This is a genomic window from Cupriavidus sp. D39, assembly GCF_026627925.1.
Classification (GTDB): domain Bacteria; phylum Pseudomonadota; class Gammaproteobacteria; order Burkholderiales; family Burkholderiaceae; genus Cupriavidus; species Cupriavidus ulmosensis.
Genome location: NZ_JAPNLE010000007.1, coordinates 518,379 through 539,529, shown reverse-complemented (window position 1 = coordinate 539,529; position 21,151 = coordinate 518,379). Strand labels below are relative to the sequence as shown.

16 protein-coding genes and 6 pseudogenes are annotated in these 21,151 nt (G+C 60.6%); 12 read left to right on the top strand and 10 right to left on the bottom strand.

Annotated features, from left to right (window positions below; translation table 11 throughout):
* Positions 1-30: 30 nt before the first annotated feature.
* Positions 31-1,278 (bottom strand): annotated as a pseudogene (locus OMK73_RS09695) (IS5 family transposase); the annotation flags it as partial.
* Positions 1,279-1,405: 127 nt separating this feature from the next.
* Positions 1,406-1,615 (bottom strand): hypothetical protein, encoded by a 210-nt coding sequence (locus tag OMK73_RS09690; RefSeq protein WP_267601808.1) that lies wholly within the window; start codon positions 1,613-1,615, stop codon positions 1,406-1,408.
* A gap of 29 nt (positions 1,616-1,644) precedes the next feature.
* Here OMK73_RS09690 and OMK73_RS09685 point away from each other — a divergent pair.
* The 3 genes and pseudogenes from OMK73_RS09685 to OMK73_RS09675 form a co-directional block, all read left to right on the top strand.
* Positions 1,645-1,989: pseudogene (locus tag OMK73_RS09685) on the top strand (ISKra4 family transposase); the annotation flags it as partial.
* Positions 1,990-2,180: 191 nt separating this feature from the next.
* Positions 2,181-3,467 (top strand): hypothetical protein, encoded by a 1,287-nt coding sequence (locus tag OMK73_RS09680; protein WP_267601807.1) that lies wholly within the window; start codon positions 2,181-2,183, stop codon positions 3,465-3,467.
* Positions 3,468-3,488: 21 nt separating this feature from the next.
* A complete protein-coding gene (locus OMK73_RS09675) occupies positions 3,489-6,032 on the top strand; it encodes a hypothetical protein (RefSeq protein WP_267601806.1) in 2,544 nt (847 codons plus the stop codon).
* 218 nt (positions 6,033-6,250) lie between these two features.
* Here OMK73_RS09675 and OMK73_RS09670 read toward each other — a convergent pair whose 3' ends face one another.
* Positions 6,251-6,514: a hypothetical protein gene (locus OMK73_RS09670; protein WP_267601805.1), complete on the bottom strand. Its 264-nt coding sequence runs from the start codon at positions 6,512-6,514 to the stop codon at positions 6,251-6,253.
* Positions 6,515-6,653: 139 nt separating this feature from the next.
* On the opposite strand from OMK73_RS09670, the gene OMK73_RS09665 reads away from it, so the two are divergent.
* From OMK73_RS09665 to OMK73_RS09645, 5 genes and pseudogenes are all read left to right on the top strand, one after another.
* A complete protein-coding gene (locus tag OMK73_RS09665; RefSeq protein ID WP_267601804.1) occupies positions 6,654-6,905 on the top strand; it encodes a hypothetical protein in 252 nt (83 codons plus the stop codon).
* 242 nt (positions 6,906-7,147) lie between these two features.
* A pseudogene (locus OMK73_RS09660) lies at positions 7,148-7,604 on the top strand (KfrA protein); the annotation flags it as partial.
* A gap of 8 nt (positions 7,605-7,612) precedes the next feature.
* Positions 7,613-7,861 (top strand): H-NS family nucleoid-associated regulatory protein, encoded by a 249-nt coding sequence (locus tag OMK73_RS09655; protein WP_267601803.1) that lies wholly within the window; start codon positions 7,613-7,615, stop codon positions 7,859-7,861.
* Between the two features lie 153 nt (positions 7,862-8,014).
* Entirely contained in the window at positions 8,015-8,815 is an 801-nt protein-coding gene (locus OMK73_RS09650) for a type IV toxin-antitoxin system AbiEi family antitoxin domain-containing protein (RefSeq protein ID WP_267601802.1), read from the top strand.
* The gene (locus tag OMK73_RS09645) at positions 8,812-9,666 is read left to right on the top strand and encodes a nucleotidyl transferase AbiEii/AbiGii toxin family protein (RefSeq protein WP_267601801.1); all 855 of its coding nucleotides are present in this window, start codon (positions 8,812-8,814) and stop codon (positions 9,664-9,666) included. The genes OMK73_RS09650 and OMK73_RS09645 overlap by 4 nt, the downstream gene beginning before the upstream one ends.
* A gap of 759 nt (positions 9,667-10,425) precedes the next feature.
* Here OMK73_RS09645 and OMK73_RS09635 read toward each other — a convergent pair.
* From OMK73_RS09635 to OMK73_RS09625, 3 genes are all read right to left on the bottom strand, one after another.
* Positions 10,426-11,034, bottom strand: coding sequence for a plasmid pRiA4b ORF-3 family protein (locus tag OMK73_RS09635; protein WP_267601800.1), 609 nt, complete (start codon positions 11,032-11,034; stop codon positions 10,426-10,428).
* Between the two features lie 169 nt (positions 11,035-11,203).
* Positions 11,204-11,638 carry a hypothetical protein gene (locus OMK73_RS09630; protein WP_267601799.1) on the bottom strand — a complete coding sequence of 145 codons (435 nt, stop codon included), beginning with the start codon at positions 11,636-11,638 and terminating at the stop codon, positions 11,204-11,206.
* Positions 11,639-12,526: 888 nt separating this feature from the next.
* Positions 12,527-12,727, bottom strand: coding sequence for an EAL domain-containing protein (locus tag OMK73_RS09625; protein ID WP_420715514.1), 201 nt, complete (start codon positions 12,725-12,727; stop codon positions 12,527-12,529).
* Between the two features lie 20 nt (positions 12,728-12,747).
* Between OMK73_RS09625 and OMK73_RS09620 the strand changes: the two are divergent.
* Positions 12,748-13,107, top strand: a pseudogene (locus OMK73_RS09620) (transposase); the annotation flags it as partial.
* 990 nt (positions 13,108-14,097) lie between these two features.
* Here the strand turns inward: OMK73_RS09620 and OMK73_RS09615 are convergent.
* The 3 genes and pseudogenes from OMK73_RS09615 to OMK73_RS09600 all read right to left on the bottom strand — a co-directional run bounded on the left by OMK73_RS09615 (position 14,098) and on the right by OMK73_RS09600 (position 17,114).
* Positions 14,098-14,388, bottom strand: coding sequence for a hypothetical protein (locus OMK73_RS09615; protein WP_039013194.1), 291 nt, complete (start codon positions 14,386-14,388; stop codon positions 14,098-14,100).
* A gap of 487 nt (positions 14,389-14,875) precedes the next feature.
* Positions 14,876-15,493, bottom strand: coding sequence for a DNA polymerase ligase N-terminal domain-containing protein (locus OMK73_RS09610; protein WP_420715494.1), 618 nt, complete (start codon positions 15,491-15,493; stop codon positions 14,876-14,878).
* Positions 15,494-15,787: 294 nt separating this feature from the next.
* Positions 15,788-17,114, bottom strand: a pseudogene (locus OMK73_RS09600) (IS110 family transposase).
* A gap of 322 nt (positions 17,115-17,436) precedes the next feature.
* On the opposite strand from OMK73_RS09600, the gene OMK73_RS09595 reads away from it, so the two are divergent.
* Positions 17,437-17,709, top strand: coding sequence for an H-NS family nucleoid-associated regulatory protein (locus OMK73_RS09595; RefSeq protein ID WP_267601798.1), 273 nt, complete (start codon positions 17,437-17,439; stop codon positions 17,707-17,709).
* A 228-nt stretch (positions 17,710-17,937) separates the two neighbouring features.
* Here the strand turns inward: OMK73_RS09595 and OMK73_RS09590 are convergent, their stop codons facing one another.
* The gene (locus tag OMK73_RS09590) at positions 17,938-18,936 is read right to left on the bottom strand and encodes a formylglycine-generating enzyme family protein (protein ID WP_420715493.1); all 999 of its coding nucleotides are present in this window, start codon (positions 18,934-18,936) and stop codon (positions 17,938-17,940) included.
* Between the two features lie 206 nt (positions 18,937-19,142).
* Between OMK73_RS09590 and OMK73_RS09585 the strand changes: the two genes are divergently transcribed.
* Together OMK73_RS09585 and OMK73_RS38265 are read left to right on the top strand one after the other, a co-directional pair.
* Positions 19,143-20,429 (top strand): transposase, encoded by a 1,287-nt coding sequence (locus OMK73_RS09585; protein ID WP_267600424.1) that lies wholly within the window; start codon positions 19,143-19,145, stop codon positions 20,427-20,429.
* Between the two features lie 297 nt (positions 20,430-20,726).
* Positions 20,727-21,120, top strand: a pseudogene (locus tag OMK73_RS38265) (acetyl-coenzyme A synthetase); the annotation flags it as partial.
* Between the last annotated feature and the right edge of the window lie 31 nt (positions 21,121-21,151).

Here is a 21,151-nt window from a genome sequence, read left to right as displayed (position 1 = left end):
TCACCACGGCCCTGCCGACTCGCTTACGTTCCGGCGCATGCCGTGATCCGCTTTGACATGACCGATGACAGGCTCGACCGCCTGGCGACGTTTCAGCATTCTGCGCTGGCGACGATTCATGGTTTTGATTCTGCCGCGGTGAATCACCTTCACCGGCGCTACTTCGCCATCGACCCCGCGGTAACCGAGATCAACGATGGCAGTGTGAGGCCTGGGCGATCCGGGAAGGTCCTGCAGCAAGATGGTGGTCTGCTCCAGTTGGGCGTGTAGCGTGTGGCCATCGTATGGATTGCCGGGGAAGCTGCGCGCACCGACGATGAGTCCCTGATTGGCGGTGATCGCCAGGCTCACCTTGACGCCGAATTCGTAGGGCTGACGGGCCTTGCCCTTGGCGATACACTCTACTTCGGGCGCGTGCAAGGCGTAGAGCTTGTTCTTGTCCTTGGTGCGTTGCTGCGCAATGCGTTGGGCGCGTTCGAGCCAGGGGCGCAGACGCTGTTGCTGATCCTCGGCGAGCGCCGTCATCTTGCGTTCGATCTCACGCAGTACGCGGCCGAGCACGGTGCGCTGACGTTTGAGCACGGTTCTCAGCCGTTTGAACTGCTTAGCATGCGCATAACCACCCGCGCGAAATCGCAACGACTTGCCTTCCCTGGCAAAGGTCTGCTTGAGCTGGATGCCGGCGCGTTTGGCCAGTTGCACCACCTTGGCCCGCGCCACCTCCAGCAGCCGGCTGTCGGTCGGATAGGCAATGGCCTTCTCCTGGACCGTGCTGTCGACGATAACCCGTTCGAACTCAGCCGGCTTGATCGCCTTCATTTGCACGGCGGCCGCAATCGTGGTGGCCAGCAGTTCCTCGACGCCAGCCTCACCCAGGATCTGTCGGAAACGCACGAGGTTGGTCGGGTCACACGGCAGCCGCATCTGGAAGTACTCCTCGCCGCAGAAAAATTGCCAGTACACGTTCTCGGCCCAGCGCTCGCACACCGACTCATCGCTTTGGTTATAGGCGTGCTTGAGGTAGAGCAGCCCGACCATCAGCCGGATCGGTAGGCGAGGCCGGCCAGCGGCACTGACGCCCCCACCGGCCACTGCCAGCGTCGGTCCGAACAAGTCCTCGCCGACCACGTTGCGGCCATCGTTCGCCTTGCGAGCTAGCAGCGGTGCCAGGGCAGCCTCAATGTTGTTCCATGGCATCCGGGTCGCCAGCACTGCCAGCGGATGCCGCAGATCAATCATCCCGTCCAGGCGGCTGCGAAAGAAGTCGGGTGTGCTCATCGACAAGGCCCTCAAATCTCCCAGGATTTGAATCAGATTCCTATTCGATCTGGGAGTTCGGTACACAGCGAAATTCTTGCGAAGCCTTGCTGCGCCTTACTCTTCAGCATTCCGCAGGGCTGACTCCTTAGCTCTCGGCCGCGACGGCGATCAGTGCGGGGAACTGGTTGGCGCTGCCGATCAGCCTGGCGTGGTCGTCGCGCGTGACGTCGTGCTGCGGCTCGTAGCGTCCAACCAGGTGCAGGTGGCTGTCGCGCGCGGTCTGCACTCCCCTGGCATCAGTATCGATATAGCCAATGACGTGGGCGTGGGCGTCTCTCAAAGTTTGCCGGCTCATCGTATTCTCCCTTCTAGAGAATGTGGGGAAACCTAGGCTGGGATCTCGACGCCGAGGCCAGCCCCGAGGCGGCCAAGCTCCTTGGCAAGCTCGAGGAGTTGATCATTTATCTGGATAATAACGGGGGCTTCATCGTGAACTACGGCGACCGCTATCGCCATGGGGAGCCCATTGCATCGGGCTTCGTCGAGTCGGCCGTCAACCAGGTGGTCAGCAAGCGGTTCGTCAAACGCCAACAGATCGCCTGGCGGCCGCGGCACGCGCACGCACTGCTACAAATCCGGACTGCCGTGCTCAATGACCTTCTCCGATCGCACGTTGAACGATGGTATCCCTCCGTCATTGGCGAAGAGGACCACAGCCTTCCCGCTTAATCCGCCCCCGTTTTGGCGCGGTCTCCTAAATGGGCGAAAGCGGGTTGACCGTCATGATCGCCGCCCACGAGTTGCTGCACATGTGACCTCGGTAAGCAATGCCGGATACGGTCAGGACACTAGGTCACCAACTTGGTTCGTCCCTCACATCAAGGCTTGGCCAGCTTCGTGCTTGCACCCGCGGACATTCCTTGTTTATCATTAAAGTTTTTCTGTTGATCGCCGTTAAATGCGCTATGGCCGCCAACATCATCTTGAAGGTTATGCAACATCCACCAGTTAAAAGAAAAATTCAACCTTTCCCGGTGAAATGGATGGTTTGCGTCCTACCCATCTGCCAAGTCCTGGCGGGCTGCGGCGACTACGGCCCGGATATGAAAGTCGAGCTCGCAGGAAAGCTTTCGGATCAATGGCAGGTGAGGGGCCTACAGATCAAAGAGTGGGAAATCATGCGCCGGGAACCTCGCCAATGGCATTATCACTTCACCGCGACGGTTCTCCCTACAGAGGATTTGTACAAAAGAATCGGGACCTTGAACAATACCGCGGTCCTGGTGCCCGCAGCTCGAAGGGGTGAAGTGGAATCCCTATCCGGGACCGCGGATGCTAGATTCGACGGGGACAGCTGGCGCAGTCAGTTCGATTTTGACCGTGCCGCTGCATTCTTTGACGGTGCGCCGAAGACCGCCCATGGCGCAAATATCGCCATCGTGGGCAATCCGAACTTTCATGCATTTCTCGCTTCTGCGGAGATAGAACTCCAGAAAAGAGAAGAGAAGCTTGGCAACGATGAAGCCTTGTCTTCCCAAAAGATCGGCGAATGGAATGCGTCGAACAACGCGCTCAAGGAAAGAGTCCAGCAAATCCAAACCGACCTCGAATCCGAACAGAAGCAGTTGCAACAGGAACAACTGAACATCAGATCGAGCGTCAGCCGGGAGGTGCAGGCAGCCAGTCTGACGCTACAATCCGAAATGCGTGAAAGGCTGGATGGGCACAGGAAAGACCTTGACGCGCGCAACGCGATGTTGACGCAATCCTATCGCGCAAGAATGCAGGCATTGCAATCGCAGCACCGGGATATGCAGAGCCAGCGCCTGTCCCGTGACGAGTACAGCGAAAGGAGCCGTCAGCTTCGTGAGCAGGAGTCGGCAATACAGAAGCAGTATAGCGAACAGCTCGACCAGGCCCGCGACACTTACTCGAGCCGCGTGAAAGCCACGCAACAGGAATTCGACGCGCGCCGCGCCAGGCTGCAGGATGACATCACGAGCAACGTGACGGTCAATGTAGAAAGGTCGGGCGCGGCGTTACAAGAAAAGCGCGAGCAGCAACAAGGCAATCTTCAGGCCTCTCAAAGCCAGCTGGTGGATCAGCGCAACAAACTCGAACAATTTTCTTCCGACGTGCAGAGCCAAAAAACAGAACTTGCCCAGCAGCGTCAGCTGCTCGAGCAACTCAAGACACAAGCGAACTGATCGGCCTCTTCGGAACGTCCCATGCTACAACTCATCATCGGCTTTTTCCTCCTGTGTATGGCGCTGGCGTTGTTGGGCAAGATCGTGCCCCTTGCGCTAAAGATTGCAGCGGCGCTGGCGGGCATCGCACTTGCCGTCGTGGTAGGGGTGCCCGTGGCAATCGGCATGGGCATCGAACGGCTAGCGCGTAAGAACAACTGCCGGCCCCTGGCCAGCCGGATAGCGATTGTCGTCGGCGGTGCTGTGGCGGTCTGGGTGGCATATGACGGTTACGGCTGGATATCGGGACTTGGAATCGACAGCCTCAAATACCTGGTTCCCGCATTGCTGCCCATCTTTATCCACGTACAGCACAAACGCAGGCTGGCAGCCGAGCGTGATGGTCTCGAGATCAGCCTGCCGGCGGAGAAGACCGACCTCACCTATCAGCTGTTCTTCAGCGCAATCAGCATCTGGCTGTTCTCTGTCATCGTCCAGGCCTTCTTCCCCGCGCTGACAACACTGATATTTTCGCGATCATCCACCGTATGGTGGTTTGACCTGGGATATTGCGTGGCTTCCTGCCTGGTCATGGTTGCAGCCATGGTCTTTGAGAAGGGCTATACCGACGTAATACAGGGCATCAAGACGGCGATCGCAGACAACAAGAAGGCGGTTAACCTGACCGCGACGATCGCGGCGCTTCACAAGGAATCTTCCCAGGTCGACGCCGAGGATGTGGAAGCCATCGTCCTCGGGGTGGCAAACGTGGCCAATAATGCGGGCCTGGTCGAACTGTTCGAGCTTTGCGGCGATATCTGGTTGTTCGACAAGGCTTGTCACGATACCGCGCTGGCGCAATACCGGGCGCTGCTGGAGCAGGAATTGCGTCATCACCGCGATGTGGCCAGGCAGCGCATCGGCGATTATTTTCCTGTGCCACAGGCAGAAGCGCAAGACTACTTCGATCGATACCTCGATTTTGTGGAGCAATGCGATTTCGATGATGGTTCCTATGTCGTCACGCATAGCCGGAAAGACGAGTTGAACTGCTGCAGCTCGTGCGGCTTGGTGCGTGAGCACGGCGGCGCCAAGAATGATGAATGGTACTGCTCGCCCTTTTGCCATGAGACGGAGCAGGTATGCACATCGATCAAAGACAAGCCACTCAGCGAGTTTTTGAGCGACGCTTCGTCGACCGGATTTCTGGTGATCGAAATGGGCGGGGCCTGGTCGCAAAACCATAAGATGGTTGCCGCCGGGGGGCAGGGGCATGGCTTCGCCGCCGAAAGGGCGAATACCATGCACGACAGGCTCACCGGGAAATCCGCCAAGGTGATTGGCGACGACAATGCAAAGAATGGCGCGGACCGCCTGGTGAATGGACAAGAGATCCAGACGAAATATTGCAGCACCGGTGCGCGCAGTATCGGTAGTGCCTTCGATAACAAAGGCGATGGCACCTACCGCTACTTCGATTCAGACAACAAGCCCATGCCTATCGAGGTGCCACGAGACCAGTACGATCAAGCTGTCAAGACAATGAAAGGCAAGATCGAGCAAGGAAAAGTGCCAGGCGTTGCGGATCCCGCGCAGGCAAAGAACCTTGTCGTCAAGGGCCATCTGACGTACGAGCAGGCAAAGAGCATTACGCGCTTCGGGACCTTTGCATCGCTCGAATACGACGTGCAGGAGGGCGCTATCGTCAGCATCGGCGCCGGCGGCATCAGCTTCGCCGTCACGGCGACGATTTCCTACCTGAATACCAATGACACGAAAAGAGCCCTGCAAGCTGCGTGCATACAGGGCGGCAAGACCTTCGGTAAGACACTGATCGTCTATGTGGGTACGCAACAGCTGCATCGCCTGGCCACGGTGCAGGCGGCGGTGAAGTACATCGAGGTGGGCAGAATCTCCAAGCCCATGGCCGAAGCGCTCCAGAAGAGCATGGGGGTGAGCAGCCGCAACCAGCTCAATCACGCCCTTCGCGGAACCGTCGTCGCGTCGTTGGTCATCGTAGCGGTGTCATCGGGACCTGACTTGCTCAAGATGATCCGCGGCCGCATGTCGAGCGCCCAATTCACCAAAAACCTGGCCGTCACGGCAAGCAGCACGGCAGGAGGCGCCGTGGGGGCCATCGCCGGCGGCGCCATCGGCGCTTCCTTCGGGCCGGTCGGCATCTGGGTCGGCAAATTCGCCGGCGGCTTCATTGGTGGCGCGATCGCCGGCGCCGTGACCAACTCGATCGCCAAGAGCATGATGAAGGAAGACGGGGAGCGGATGCTGGAGATCGTCCAGCGACAAGTTGAATACCTGGCCGTGCTATTCATACTGACCGAACGCGAGGTGGAAAGCCTGAGCGCCAACCTTAACAATGTGATCACCGCGAAGGCGCTCGAAGCCATGTACGCCAGCAGTTCGCAGAAGGCATTTGCCAATATGCTGGTCAAGCCCGTAGTGGTCGGCATCGTCAAGCAACGTCCGGTCCTGAGTTATGACGTCAACGATGTGCTTGAATCCTTCGACAGCAAGCCGCTGGTGGCAAGTGCGGCAAACGATGAGGTCTCGGACGAAGCTGCCGCCTAGATCTTGCGGAGCTGCTGCTGTAATGGCGTGATACCATTAAACGGAAAGAAATGCGGCATGCCCAACTTCTGCTCGCCTTCTTACTGCCCTTGCTTGTACTCGCGGCTCTTACCATCGACACGCAGGCGATTTGACATAACGCCCGGTCCGCGAAAAATCGACTCGACTGTTGGGAGGCGGCGAAACGTACCCCACAGCCTGGGGGAACCGTCCGCCCCTCAGTTGTCCGTCGGCGAGCGGTGGATTGGAACCGGTGCAAAGTCGAAATGGGCGGCGGCATACACGGCATTGCACGCCCATACTTCTTCCCCGTCCTTATAGAAGGTGACCCATTTGCCGTCGCTAATGCATTCGGCGCCGGGGAAGACCTCATCATGGCCATTGGGACCGTCCAGTGCAAAGGGCGCGTGGGGCGTGGCCCAGTAGTGGCCGCTCGGTAAGGCCAAGATCGATTTTCGGGACATTCTCTTCAGTACCGCCATGCGGTGTCACTCAACGTGCTATTCAACCCCGCCTCGGCGAGACGTATTGTGTCAATCCTACAACGGCGTGGCACCGTCCCGAGACATCCTCGTGTAGTCTCACTGCCAGTCATCTCCTGTTATACGGTGTAGGTTCGCCATGGCGCAATACCTCCAAATTGCAGTCCGAGCCTTCGGCGTCGGCGCCATCATTGTGATTGTCGCCGTTGTCTCCCGGCAAGTATATCTGCGGGCCGCCGCGGAAGCTGGCAGTGCCGGCGGTGAAGAGGATCCCGCGGCAACGATGTTGATCCGATGCGAGGCCATGCACAGCCGCCTGCAGAATCGGCCTGTTTCCGAAGACGCTGCGGATGCTGACGAGGAGCCGCGTGCCCGGTGTATGGAGTCCTGAGCTCGCAGCGAACCTAAGCGGTCTGCAGTTCACGCTCCGTGTGTGACGCTAATGGACCGTCCCGCGCGCCAGCCCTGGTTCCATTTAACTCCGGAATCACGGTCGGCGCGTATGTGGCTGACATGCGGCTGGAACGGGACCTCCCCGCAAGCGCCCTCGCACGCGCCCAGCCTTGGCGAATATCCTCCCCAAGGGCGCTTACCGCAGTGGTTGCGACAAGGTGAACATCAGAGGCGTGTCATGCCGAGCGGCAAGCGCATGCCGCAACCCAGGCGCGGCTGGAGGCCGGGCGGGCGGTAGCTGGCCGTCAGCTGGTGGAGCTACGTACCCAATTCTCGACCGAACTGGAACGGGCGCGCGAGCAGGTGAGCATCGCCCAGGAACGCGCCGAAGCCAGCGAGCGGCGCGCGCTGCGCGCTCGATCAGGAGCCCACCGCGCGTCGGGAGAGCGAGCGCGCGGCCGAAGACCTGCGCACGGAACTGGCGCAGACAGCGACGCTGGCCGGTCGGCTCGCGGCGGCCGAGCGGGCGCAGCGCCGGGCTGAACGGGCCGGAGCCGAAGCGGCGCTGGCGCGCCAGCAACTTGCAGAATTGCGCGTGGCGCCGCGCGAGCGGACGGGCGCGCGGCGGAAGGCCGGTGGCCAAGGGCCGATCGCGAATGAAGAACCGGGTGCGCCGGCGCTCCCTCAACCCACGTGACGGCAACGATGGCAAGGGAAATTGAGCGGGCGGACGCGATCCGCTGGATCCGGGCTCAGATGCTCGAGTACGGGCTGACGATGGAAAAGTTGGAGGCGGGCGGGTGCTTTGCGCCGCCGCAGAGCCTGCGCTCAGTCTGCTACTGCAATGCCGAGGGGCTGAGCTGGGACGGGACGGGCGAGATGCCGGACTGGCTGCGGCGGGCGGTCAATGCGGGGCAGACGGTGGAACATTTCCGCGTCGAGCAGACCGGGTGATGTGAATAATGTTCAGATCTGGCGCATCGGATAGGGCACATATAGGTGACAAACTCGTTTGCTCAAAGTAAGGAATCGCGTTACACTCGGCAAATGATCTTGTATGCACGATAAGGCATGTCTGCGCTAGGGCCCGATCGGAGTCAGGTTGCGTTGCGCGCTATTCAGGCGCAGGCACGTTACCTCTTCACACCCCAAGAATTCGCCCGCGCGACCGGTCGGGAGCCGGGTAGCGCCGCCGTCAGAATGGCCCTCCAGCGTCTCGCGCGGCAGGGGCACGTGGTCAATGCGACCAAAAGGCCGGCGCGGTGGCTCATCATTCCGCCCGAGCAATCTCACTACGGCGCGCCGCCGGTGGACTGGTGGCTGGACGACTGCCTGAGCGACCAGGAGCCCAACTACTATGTGGCGCTGCTCTCAGCCGCTCGCCACTGGGGCTCATCGCACTACGCCGTGCAGACGACCCAGGTGATGATAGGCAAGCCGCGATCCTCACTTGCGGTAGGTCGCATCCGGGTCGACTTCTATGTGAAAGAGCGGCTCGCGGAAACCCCGGTGACTCGAGTGCGAACGCAAGTTTCGCGCTGGCGCGTCAGCACGCGTGAGGCCACACTCCTGGACCTGGTCCGACACCAGACCGCGATTGGGGGAATTGAAGCGGTGGCTCGGATTGCGAGGGACTTCGCGAAGGATCTCGACCTCGACGGTTTGACTCTGGCATTGGATGCGCTGGGGCAGGTCGCCGCGGCACAGCGCATCGGTTTCGTCTTAGACCGCCTTGGCCAGACCAGGGCCGCGAAGAGCGTGGCCGCCTGGTTGGACGGCCGGCGCCGCGCAGTTCAACTACTTGAGACAGGCCCCGTCGATCGCATGAAGCACGCGCCCATGCAGGATCCGAGATGGGCCGTCGAATACACCACAGATCAAATGGCACTCTTCAAGGAACTTCAATGATCTCCGCGCGAGAGCTAGCACAGTGGCGCACGCAGGCGCCGTGGAGCAGCGACCTGATGGTCGAGCAGGACTACCTGATCAGCCAAGTCGTGGCGGCGATTTTTGAAGACAAGTTTCTGTCAGGGCAGGTTGCCATGCGCGGCGGCACGGTCCTCCACAAGGGGCATCTGGCGCCAGCCAGTCGCTACTCGGAGGACATCGACCTAGTGTTGGTTGGCGATCGCCCGGTCCGGCACATCCAGAAGGCGCTCGCCCGCGTCGTCGCGCCAATCCTCGGGGAGCCGACGGAGTCGGTCATTGCAAGCATCCAGCTTGCCGTGCGCAATCTCGTGGCGAAGTCGAAGATCATACGAATCGTCTATACCTACGACCCGGCAAGCACCGAAGCCGCGCTCGCGCAACTGAAGCTCGAAGTCAATTTCAACGAAAACAAGAGCTTCTTTGATCTGGTGCCTATCCAGATAGCCGTGCCTACCGAGCAGGGCATCAGGCAGGTCGATGTTGTGTCCTACGATCTAGATGAGATGCTCGGCACTAAATTGCGAGCGCTCCTGCAGCGCGAGCATGGCCGTGACCTGTTCGACCTGTGGTGGGCGTGGTCCTGCAGCCAGTCGCCGGGCTCAACGTCCAAAGTCGACCCGGCCCGGGTGGGCGCGGCCTTTCGGTTCTACATGAGCCAGGAGGGCAGTACGTTCAGCCCCGAGGACGTGCGCGCTGAACTCGCGCGGCGGATGACCTCGCGGAAATTCCTGTCGGACATGGATGGGTACCTTCCATTTGGCAAGGAATACTCGCCAATCCGCGCACATGAGGAATTCTGCGACGTTTTCCTCCCGCACTTAGCCGGCTGAACCGACCAGAACAGGTCGAGGGAATTAGGGGGCGGAACGCCGCGCATCCGCGCGACCACTAAGGTGGCGGATCGATGCTGCTAGACTTCCTGCTCGGCGCAGCGGAGGAAAGGATGGAATTGGAATCGGGTGTTGTAGCGCTCGGGCGACTAATGGAAGGCGATTTCGACGTCGACGCCACACGTGCGACCGAAAACCTTGCGGGGGAGTTAGCGGCGGGCGCCATCACACCCCAGGTTGTCAACGGGCTCGCCTACCAGCTCCTGGACTCCGCGAATCCAGTCGGGGAGGCGGCGGCACGCCGACTTTGGGAAACCCTTTCCGAGGGGCCTTCGCCATTTCCCGATGCCCTTGCCAACCTGGCCATCGCCTGCCTGAATAGCGCCGGTGGGAATTGTGATCCCGCGTACGCCAATCGCCTTTTCGAGAGGATCCTATCCATTCCGGGTGCGCCCGCGCAAGTCCGTCTGACAGCACTGAGCGGTCTCGGGGACAGTCTGATGCTGGGACGCGGCGCCCAGGTGGATCGCCAGCGCGCGCTGGCACTCCCGGCAACCTGTGCCGCGACCATCGTGCGCTGCAGCCGGCTCAACAATGACTTGGCTTCCGCCAAGTGCAGACCCAGCGAGCCGGCATCAAGGCCTTCTCGCTCGAACTGTGCGATCTCGGTCACGGTGGCTGGCGTGTCACCCTCGGTATCCACAACGACTTGCAAACTGATCCGCATGGCGGCCTCTCACGCATGTCCGGGCAGCCAGTCTATGCCAGGATCTCTTGCAAGCGATCATTGGCGGTCCGGCGGTCGAAGCGCCGATCCAGCCAAACCAGCCATTTGTCGACCTCGTCGCGTAACTCGTCCAGCACGATTGGGCCCTCGCGCAGCGACTCGATCCACTCGAGAAACTCGTATTCGCTACGCTCTTCCTTGCTTTCCAGATACCCCTCGATCCCGCCGATGTCCTCTGGCGGGCAAGGCCCGCAACCCGCCACGCAGCGTGGCAGTGGCGCAGGCTGCTGCCGCAGCAAACGCCGCTCGACGCGTATATCGTGCCGCCACCACGCGTTGAAGTCGTATACATAGATGAAGCCTTCATGCTCACGCAGACCAAACGCCGTCAGAGCCAGCTCGTTCGCCACCGTGGAACATTGCAAGACGCCCTCGTGGGCTTCGCCGTAACGCCTGCCACGAATGGTGAACTGGTGCAGGTGTTCGTCCGTCCACCCCATGACTACCTGGATGACATTGTGCAATTGCGCGAGCGTCAAGTGCTCGGGAACGAGGACGCGCCGCCAAACCGGCGGGCTCAAGCCTCGCAGGCTGATTCGCAACTGGAGGACGGAGATCGCCGGTTGAGGATCGGAGGACATGAGCACATTGTAGGTGGCTCATTATGCTCTTGCGTGAAGACTGATCTCAGCCCCCGCTTTGGCGCGCTCTCACTGCGACGCGCTTCCAATGATGATTCACAACAATGACAGGCTCCGCAGCCGCAGATAGATTCTCACCCGCACGAGAACTGGGACTGTTGTTGTACGGTTATCCCGCCGTGCGTTTGGACTGGATGCGGAGCGCCTCCAGTATTGCATCTCTCACCTTCCTCCGAGTACTAGTTTCAAGCAAAGCCTCACAGTAACTCAGGGCGTCGGATAGCTGAGCAAATTGCTCGTTGGTCGGCACGCCTTCTTGCTCTTGTCGGGTAAATGAGCCGTAATCGAGAAGTATTCGCCGGGAATGTTCGATAGAACTGCCGACGTCCAGTGCGTGCTCGCTGGCCAGTACAAGCCCCACCACAAATAGCGTGTCTAGGTTCACGCGGTCCTCAAGGCTGGAGGTGCCTTGCCTGTATGCATCCAGTGCAAGACGTGCCTTCAGTTGAATATTGAGAAGCACCGTACTGCTAAGGCCAAACGTAATGGGTAAGACGGCTGCGGTTTTGCCCCGCCTTCGTTGCTGAGCCGCTGACTTGGTCATTTTCTTGTTCGAAACTTGGCCCGCATATTTGCTTCCTCCTAGCTCCAGACCAACCTTTGGTCTTCTTTGGCATGTGCAAGCTCCGTGCAAGAAGCGTCGGCCTCCACTGTCGTGAGGAGGCGCCTCTCCAGCCGCCAAGAATGTCGAGGCCCAATTGCCTTGCTCTTGACTGGGATTCGAACGCACGAGGAGCGGTCTACTACGAAGGTCATCATCTGCGAAACTCAGGATACCCGGGCTGCGTGGGCTTGAGGAGACTAGCGAGGTGCCTGAGTTTCGGAGCGCTGCTTGCGCTATACGCACGTCCAGAGGCGGTCGGAAATCGAGAATCATCCGCACCTTGGCCGACGGAATAGATGTGTTTGATAGCTACTAGATTCATCATTTGGAACGGCGATTTGTACACAACCCCTATTCGTTACCTAGTATGTCACAGCATGATGCAAACTTGGATTCGGTTGTGCACCTTCTTTCGAGGGGTGGGGTCGGTGGGTCGTGGGTCGGTTTGGCAGCCCGGGGGATTCCGGCTGTGCCGAACCGGGAGCCGCTTCTGACATGTTGCCATTCTTTGGCGCTGCCGCGGTGCACCAACCGAGGGTAGCCGTCATGCCTTGCGTGATGCGGAGTGGAATGACCGGCCGCCGCGTCTTCGGTATAAGACCTCAGTCCCATCTGGGAGTTTTCTCATACGTTACTGTCCGGCTTACGGCCAACTGTCGACTGCTGCAGCGCGCAGAAGTGCAAACCATGTGGCCGCGGCGGTGAGGTGCTTGGCAAGAAGATGGGCCGCACTTCAAAAATGCCGCATCCAAGTCCAAAGGCCAAAGCATGAAACTGTCCCTCCGCTGTTGAGGCAATCCCGAGGCCTCGCGTCTACTTACTGCGTGCTCAATTGGCTGCGGAGGCATCACATGCATCGATATCAAGCGTTGCCTGAGTATTCTGTGGCACTTGCGCCTCAAGCAGCGCAGAAAGGGCGACCGACTCCAGAGGCTTGGAGAAAAAATAGCCTTGCCCGAAATCGCAACCCAGCGACTTGAGGTGTGTCACGTGTTTCTGCGTCTCGGTACCTTCGGCGACGACCTCGATGCCAAGGTTGCGGGCCAGGCAACGACGTCACCCAGTTGCTGCCGCTCGTCGACGCGATTGCGCCGATCCGCGGTGCACGCGGCCGGCCGCTTCAGAAGCCCAAGGTCATCTATGCTGATCGGGGCTACGATTCCGACCCGCATCGTCAGCGACTGCGCGAACGCGGCATCAAGCCGGTCATTGCGAAGCGCCGCACCGAACATGGCAGCGGTCTCGGCAAATTTCGCTGGGTGGTTGAACGGACTCATTCGTGGCTCCACAACTTCCGTCGTCTTCGCATTCGCTTCGATCGGCGGGCCGACATTCACGAAGCGTTCTTGAAACTCGGCTGCGCTCTCGTCTGCTGGAACATCTTCAGGCGTACGGCGCAGCCTTATTGAACTGGCCTCTTAGCGCTGCGTGGACGGGCAAGGCTGGGACGGGGACGGCGCCATGGCAGACGGTGGAGCATTTCCGCGTCGGTGGCTGCCCTCGTCGTCTACCCAAGCGAGGCTATTCCCAGAATGAGGAGAACCGATGAGAACCATGGGTCCTAGCCCGTTCGACCTGCGGATCGCCGAAACCTGCCCGGACGAGTACGCCGAACTGCGCAAAGCCAATGTGGAGACCGCGCCAAAGCGGTCTCCGTGATGCAACGCGATCACCCCGGGGCAACCATGAGGTTCCTCAGATTCCCCCATTCGACGCACATGAAACTTTCGAGTCTTGCGCAAACTCCGTGTCGGATCGAGAACTTGCGGCACGCCTATTGTGCGTTGCCCCGGCAATTGCCGATGCCGCGCAGTGAAAGGCGGCCGCAGCCGCTTTCTCTCGGCCCGCGCGGTCCTCGCGCGAGGCGATGCCCCTGCATCAATCGCCCGATCGACCCGGTGGGTTAGGAGGGCAGTAGGCCATGATTGAGCGTCCTTTAGGACATCGGCGGTCGGGGCTAGCAGCCAGTATCCGTCGAACTTTTATAAGTACCTCGATCAGCGTTGCGATAGGCTGCGTGCTGACCGTCAGAGCTGGAGCCGTAGGGTCGTGGGCGAACTACCGTTCCCGACCCACTCCGGCCAGTCAGTCCCCTCCGAAGCAGCCGTTCAACGTTTGACATGAGTCGCGTGCGTCGGCTTGTTCGCGACTCGCCGCTCGATGAAGAAGAGAACAGATTGCCCGCTCCGCTTTTCGGAATAGTACGGACGTGGCCCGTTGAATGCATGTCAGGCGGCACGAGAGCCAGAAGTGCCGCATTGTGATGAGCCAGGAGGATCTGCAAAAGGCAGGTCTGGACGAACCCGGCAAGACGTGGGCGTGAGGAGTGGACGGTGAGGCCAATTGCGTACGTCCCAATCCGTCCGCTGAACTCACGCGCTGCCAGTCGCAAGGCAAAGTTACTTCAGGTGAATGAGGACTGATCCCTCCGATATCTCCGGCGCGCCCACGCCCGTGCTTCCGGCGTTTTTCGCGATCCAGTCCTTCGCCTTCTGCACGCTTTCGTCAGTGCCTGTCTTGTCCTGGCAAACAGTCACCGAGAATCCGCCATCGCCGCTGCGTGCGAGGGTGTAGCCGACAAAACCTTTGACCGAACGCATCAGTTCTTCGACCTCAGCCGTGCGCGTCTCCAGCAGATCGAACAACTCCTTTGCACCCTTTCCGGAAAATCTCCTTATAACAGTTTGCATGATTGCATCCTCCTGTTTGACCAGCGAGACGAGCATGCCGCACGAACAATGTGTGCAGCGTGTAGTACGTGGAAGTAATTGAGAGGGCCGCGCACCCGACTTCCGCGACCCATACCAAGTGTAGCAACTGTACCGTCGTAGTAAACCTGAGAAGCGGTGCAAAATCCTGACGCCTTCAGCCAACGTCCGCAATTGGCCGAAAGTTGCCTTGAGTCGATCGCAACACCCCCGTTTTCCAAACGCACCGCCCGCCGCATGGCGACAACGTTGGAAGAAAAGCAACGGGGTAAGCATTTGAACTTGATTTCATAGGCTCATTGCTGGGCGTTGCGCGGTACCGCAGTAGCCAGGGCGGCGAGCTGCGGCGCCAAGCTAAGTGGCAGGGGGCAGGGCGCGCAGTTGCTGGGAGTTCCGGGCGGTCCTGCGTTGGGCGTGCGCTGCGCTGCCTGGGCGAAGCGGCCTTTGTTGGAGCGCATGCTCGCATTGGTCAGCACATGTCCGGCAGGGCTGCCGTGATGTCGTACTCTGCCGCCGGGCATGCAAAAGCATTCCGCTCCTTGATCAGGAGCCACGGTTCCTGGCGCTCCTCGCCGCGGCCGTGCATCCTGACCAAGGTCCAATGGCCATGCAACTTTTCGCCTTGCAGTTCGAACTTAAGCTTGCCGCTGCGGTACCCCTCCAGGGGATCACCAACGGACAGCAATGTGCCACGATCCCAAACGATGACGGTTCCTGCACCACACTGCTTGGGCGGGATTATCCCTTCGAAGCTCCCATAGTCGAGAGGATGGTCTTCGACGTGTACCGCCATGCGTTTATCGGCCGGATCCAGGCTCGGCCCCTTCGGCACCGCCCAACACTTGAGAGTCCCGTCCAACTCGAGGCGAAAGTCGTAATGAAGACGTCGGGCTGCATGCTTCTGCACGACAAAGCTCAGCGCCCCGCCGGCGGCGGCCCCAGTGGACTCCTGGCCGCTCGGTTCCGTCGTAGCAGAGAAATCACGCCTCTGACGGTACCGCTCGAGGCTGCGCACGTTGGCGGATGCCGACCTTGACATGGACTTACCGGTGGCGCACGCGGATTTGACCGTCGCGCCCGTGAACAAGCAACTCGACCTTGTATTGCTTCGTCTCGGCTGTGCCGGCGGCAATGGCTTCCTCCTGGGCGCTATGCTCGGAGAACGGCTAATGCGGCCCCTCGCGAATCACCTGCCACATGTCGCCGTGTGGAATTACGTGCACATTTCTATGGGCCATGTTGCGTGCCACCGTTGGATTCCATGTGTCCGCAGTATTTGCCCGCTTGACACAGGCGGCAATAAGTCGATGTCCGACATCTACACATCCGCGAACCGTGTTCCGCATGACGCTCTCAAGAAACAAACTGAAGACGGCAACTGTCATGCGGCCGTTCCCATGGGATTGATCTGGAAGCCCAGTGCGGCGGCGCGGCGTTTGAGGGCGGCGATGCTGTGCTGGCGCTGCTGTTCCTCGTAACGCTGCTGGCCCTGGTCGACGAAGGCCTCACCGCGGGTCAACATGAAGTACACCATCCGCGCGAGCTTGTGCGCGGTGGCGGTATTGGCGCGGGGCTTGTCCATGCGGGCGCACAGGCGACGGTAGAACGCGCCGAGCGCGGAGTCGCTATGTGACAGCGCCATCGCTGCCATCTTCAACGCCTGGCGTACCCGGTTGGCGGAACGCTTGGTGCCCGAGGACAGCACCTTGCCGCCGCTGATCTTGGTGCCCGGGCACAGCCCCAGCCAGGAACAGAAGTGCTTGACGCTGGCGAAGCGGCTCAGGTCCGGGCCAATCTCCGACAGCAGCTTCATCACCACCGTCACCCCCAGCCCGTTGATGCGCGTGAGGTCCGGCCCAGTTCGCCAGCGCCTGGCGCACGTCGAACTCCAGACGCGACTTGGCGCCGGCCTTGGGGGCCTTGCCCAGGTCGACGCGACGCGCGCCGCGCTCGGCCAGCAGCGCGCGCAGCTTCGCCTCGCACGCGAGCAGATGCCGGGCAATGTCGTCGTACATGGCCAGCGCCTTGCCCAGGACGAACAGGTGCTCCTCGCGCCAGTTGCCCGTCGGCGCCTTGGTGATCTCCTCGGCGCTGGCCTTGATGCGGCTGTGGCGGTGCCGGGCCAATACCTTCGGGTCGCGCTCGCCGGCCACGATGGCCCGGATGATCGCCTGCCCGGTCTGCCCCATCACGTCGCTGAGCACCTCGGTGAGCTGGTTCATCTGCACCAGCGCCTTCTGCATGCGCTGCACCCAGCTCGCCTGCTCGGCGATCAACACCTCGCGCTGGCGCGCCACCGCCCGCACCACGCAGACCTCGCCGTCGGGACGCCAGGCCGCGCGCAGCAACCCCAGGCTCATGAGCCTCTGCAACCACTGGCAATCCTGAACGTCGCTCTTGCGCCCGGGCACGTACTTCATCTGCCGCGCATCGACCAGCCAGACCGTCAGCCCGCGTTGCTCCAGCACCTCGTACACCGGGACCCAGTACACCCCGGTCGACTCCAGCGCCACTGTGTCCACCCCACAGCCCAGCAGCCAGTCGGCCAGGGCGTTGAGATCGTCCGTCATCGCCCCGACTTCGCGCACCGGCTCGCAGCCGGCTTGCTCGGCCAGATGTCGCGGCACCGCCACCCAGTGGCTCGAGGCCCCAATATCGATCCCTGCCGCATTCGGGAACACCTCGTCGTCTCGCTTGCGCATTGCCATGGCTTGCTCCACCATCGTTGATGAACGGCAGCGCCATGGGAAGCGTCGAATTCGACTTGATCTCTCAAACGGGATGCGGCTCACGCCGCTCGCCACTGTCGCCGACGATTCCCGGACCAGGCTCAGAAGTGGGCTCACACCGTGGCGTCCGGTAACGCCACGGGCTCGCACCAATGACGGGGCGGTCATCGCGGCTGCCGTTCCCTTTATAGGGCAGAACCGTTTCTTCGCGAACGCCGAGCACATGCATGGGCTTGGGAGGCTCAGAAGACGGCACAACGCTGGATCCGGCGCCTCCCCAAATTTCTTCACCTACACCACCATGTCGATCGAAATCGAGCGCGCGGAAGCGATCACCTGGGTTCGCATCCAGATGGCCCAGCACGGGCTGACCCTGGCCGACCTGCAGGCCGCAGGCTGCTTTACCGAGCCGCCGCGGGCGCCATTGCCTGGCGCGGAGCGCTATCGCAACGCGCACGGGCAGGGCTGGGACGGCTGCGGCATTATGCCGGACTGGCTGCAGCGGGCGATCAACGCCGGGCAGACAGTGGAACATTTCCAAGTACCATCGCGGGAACAGCGGGGCGCGCCTTGAAGAGGAACTTCGATTTGCAATCTCACAGTTAGCAAGGTTGCGGCGGATTTTTTACGAATCCCGGCCATGCCTCATGTACAACACCAGGGCCCGCTCTACAGGCACGGTGCAACGGTCCGCCGGAATCTTCGAACAAGTCCCAGGCCACAAGAGCGACGTCGCCCGTCACTCGCAGAAAGCGACGAAGGCCCTTTTTTCTCACTGCCTACTGGTCGAGGTATCGGCAGGTTATCGCGTATCCGCATCGGTTTCCCTTAAAAGGCGCATACCGACCAGTGCGTAGCGCGTCTGCGGCGTGTTCCAGTTGCGATACGACGACCTGGCGTAGAACGGCCAAGTGTGCCACGATCCACCGCGACGCACGCGCACGTCACCGGACGCAGGACCTTGGGGGTCTTCAATGGACGCTCTTGCGTAGTAGTTTTCGTCGTACCAGTCCGCCACCCATTCCCACGCGTTGCCATGCATGTCATACAGGCCCAGTGCGTTTGGTGCGAAGCTGCCCACCGGCGCGGTGAACTGGAAGCCATCGTGGCCCTGTGTCGCATAGTTCTTCCACTTCGGCCAGTTCTCTTGGGTATCAGCATCGAACGTATTTGCAACCTTCAGAAGCGATTGCGGATCGTTTCCACTGTAATAGCGTGTCCTGGTGCCGGCACGGCAGGCATATTCCCATTCGGCTTCGGTTGGGAGGCGATATGTCTTCCCGTCCTTCTCGCTGAGCCATTTTGTCATCGCTACAGCATCGTTCCAGGTGACATTCACAACCGGATGATCGTCACCCTGGGGAAAACCAGGGTTGCGCCATGAATACTTTGGACTCCTCCCCTCAAAGGCATCGCGCCGATCCGATTTCTCGGGGTCGTATGTGGGGTTGTAGCCGTAGCCGCCCGTGCCATCAGCTTCCGATTCGGGCGTGTAGCCAGATGCTTCCAAAAACCGCTTGAATTGGCCCACCGTGACTTCGTATTGCCCCAGGTAAAACGACCGAGTGATGCGAACCTTGTGCACCGGTGCTTCGTCGCCAATTCCCAGCAACCGGTCACGCTCATATTGCGGAAATGCCTTGGCAAGTTCTTCTGGCGACTCGTTGCTACCCATCATGAATTCCCCAGACGGGACCAAGATGAACTTCATCCCGAGGGAGTTTTCGATGACCTTAGGTGATTCCGCCCCGGCCTCAGTCAACCGCCCGATTGAGGTCGCGAGCAAAGTCAGAATCGACACCGTTGCATGTTTCCACATATTGGGCTCAAAGACTCAACTTTAGACATTCAGGCCCGCTCAACGAGCGGGTTGGAAACGGATTCAAGAAATCGAAAAATGCTTGACATGGGGCAATGATCGTGTGGCCGCCGCGCTGCTTGCGCGGGTTTTAGCGCAAGCAGCGCGGCGGCCAATGAGGATCGTTTTCGGTCCTCTTGCGATTGCCCATGTCTTTGTCCAACCGTGTACGACTGTGTCTGTCCGAATGGATCAACCTTCTGCTTCTGGCCGTGCCAATTCGCTCTCGCGGGAGCTTTGTCGAGCTGCTGTGCGGCTGTATGGTTTCGCCAGAAGGCTGGGTGACGCGCGCTATCAGCGCCATCGCGCGACGCAGGCACTGGACGACCTACTACAAGCTTCTCGGGCGCGGCAGCTTGCGCACCGTGCGTTTGGCCCGCCAATTGTTCTTGCTGGTGCTCACAGTGCTGCCATGCGATGTGCTGACACTGGTCATCGACGATACGCTGGTGCCGCGCTCCTCGGAGCAGGCGCCCGGTTGCGCGTATCGCCACGACCACAGCCGCAAGATCAATCGGCCGCAATTCATACGGGCCCAGTGCTGGGTTACGCTGGGCGTGAGCGCGCTGGGCAACGGCGGGGTCAACCTGGTGCTGCCAATTCTCTCGCGGCTGGTGCCAAACACCGGCAACCGCAACAAGCTGAAAATCGCGCTGGTGCTGGTCCGCTCTCTGGCGGGCGTGGCCAACAAGCCGGTGCGCGTACTGTTCGATTCGTGGTTCATGCGCGCCCGCCTGGTATTGCCTTTGCTGCGCAGACAAATGCACGTGATTGGACAGGCGCGCATCGACACCGCGCTGTTTCTCGTGCCGCCACCGCCAACCACACCCAGACGTGGTCGCAAGCGCATCTATGGCGAGCGCCTGAACGCCGAGGCCATCGAAGCACTGCCCGCGATCGAACTGCGCATGCCGCTCTATGGCAAAGACCAGCAGGTTCGCCTGCGCTCTGCCGAGGCTCGCGCGCGCTTCCTCAAGGGCGCGTTGGTGCGTGCCGTCTGGTGCCAGTTCTTCGATGCGAAGAAACAGGCCTGGACCAAGCCCCGTCTGCTGCTCGCGAGCGAAACGGACTTGAGCGCCCAGGAGATCGTGCAGTTGTACGCGCGCCGCTGGGGCATAGAACCGCTGTTTCACAATCTCAAGCGCTGGTTCGGCGTGAGCAATCTCTGGCAGCAATCGCGCACCGTGCTGGAGTTGTGGATGCAAATTCGCTCGATGGCCTGGACTTTGAACCAACTGCTGAGTCTGGTGCTTGTCGAGACCTTCCCGATGAACGCGGTCGCACCATGGCGCATGAATCAGCCCGTCACGGCCGGTCTGGTCACGCAGTGGCTGCGCATGGAATTTACCGGACTTGCGTTTCGCGATGGCCTGAATCGCAAGTCCCAGAAATTCCAGTGGCCAACGCCACGCAACGACACGCGACCGACCTCGTAGGATTGCCCGCGCGCGCTTCTGACGGCGTCTCATCGCTGTTTCCATTGCCAAATCGCCTCGTTGACGACCACCTTCGCAGCCGGTGAGGCAGCCATTCGCATGTCTAATGTTGAGGCTCAAAGATAAAAGATAGGCAATTCGATCCCGCAGGCCTGGGTCTGGCTTCTTTGTCGGTCGTGCCAACCAATGGCCATGAGATTGCAATTGTAGAGAGGGTTACCCAATTAGTGACTTCCCTAGGATCGTGTCTATCTGGACTTTTTGAGGATGCCGAAGCAGATTGCGCTTGAAGCCTACTGGTTTCGGGTGGGCATGGATGGCTCGCGCTGCCCTATTGTTGATATCTGGCGGCAGACCGGAACAGGCGGCCAGATCTCGCCGCTGTCTGGCGATACGCCACTTGTACCGGGTTCGTGTACGTTGCCGTTGCCGGGCATGGCGGCAATCGTCGACGAAGCCGGACAGGACGTGCCTGCTGGCAAGAGGAGGGCGCTGGACCTCAAGCGTCGCGTCATTGACCCGCGATGCTGTGCACCATCTGGGACGCTCCTGAGCGCCATAAGACGAGCAACTTCCAGGACGGAGTCAGCGGCAAGCTGCACTTTTCCGGCGATGGCGCGGTGCGCGACGCCGAGACGGGATACTTCAAGATTATGGCCGCATCGACGACGCGCTCAACGTGTCCTGCCATTGACTCGGCACGACGGGGATCTAGTCGGCGC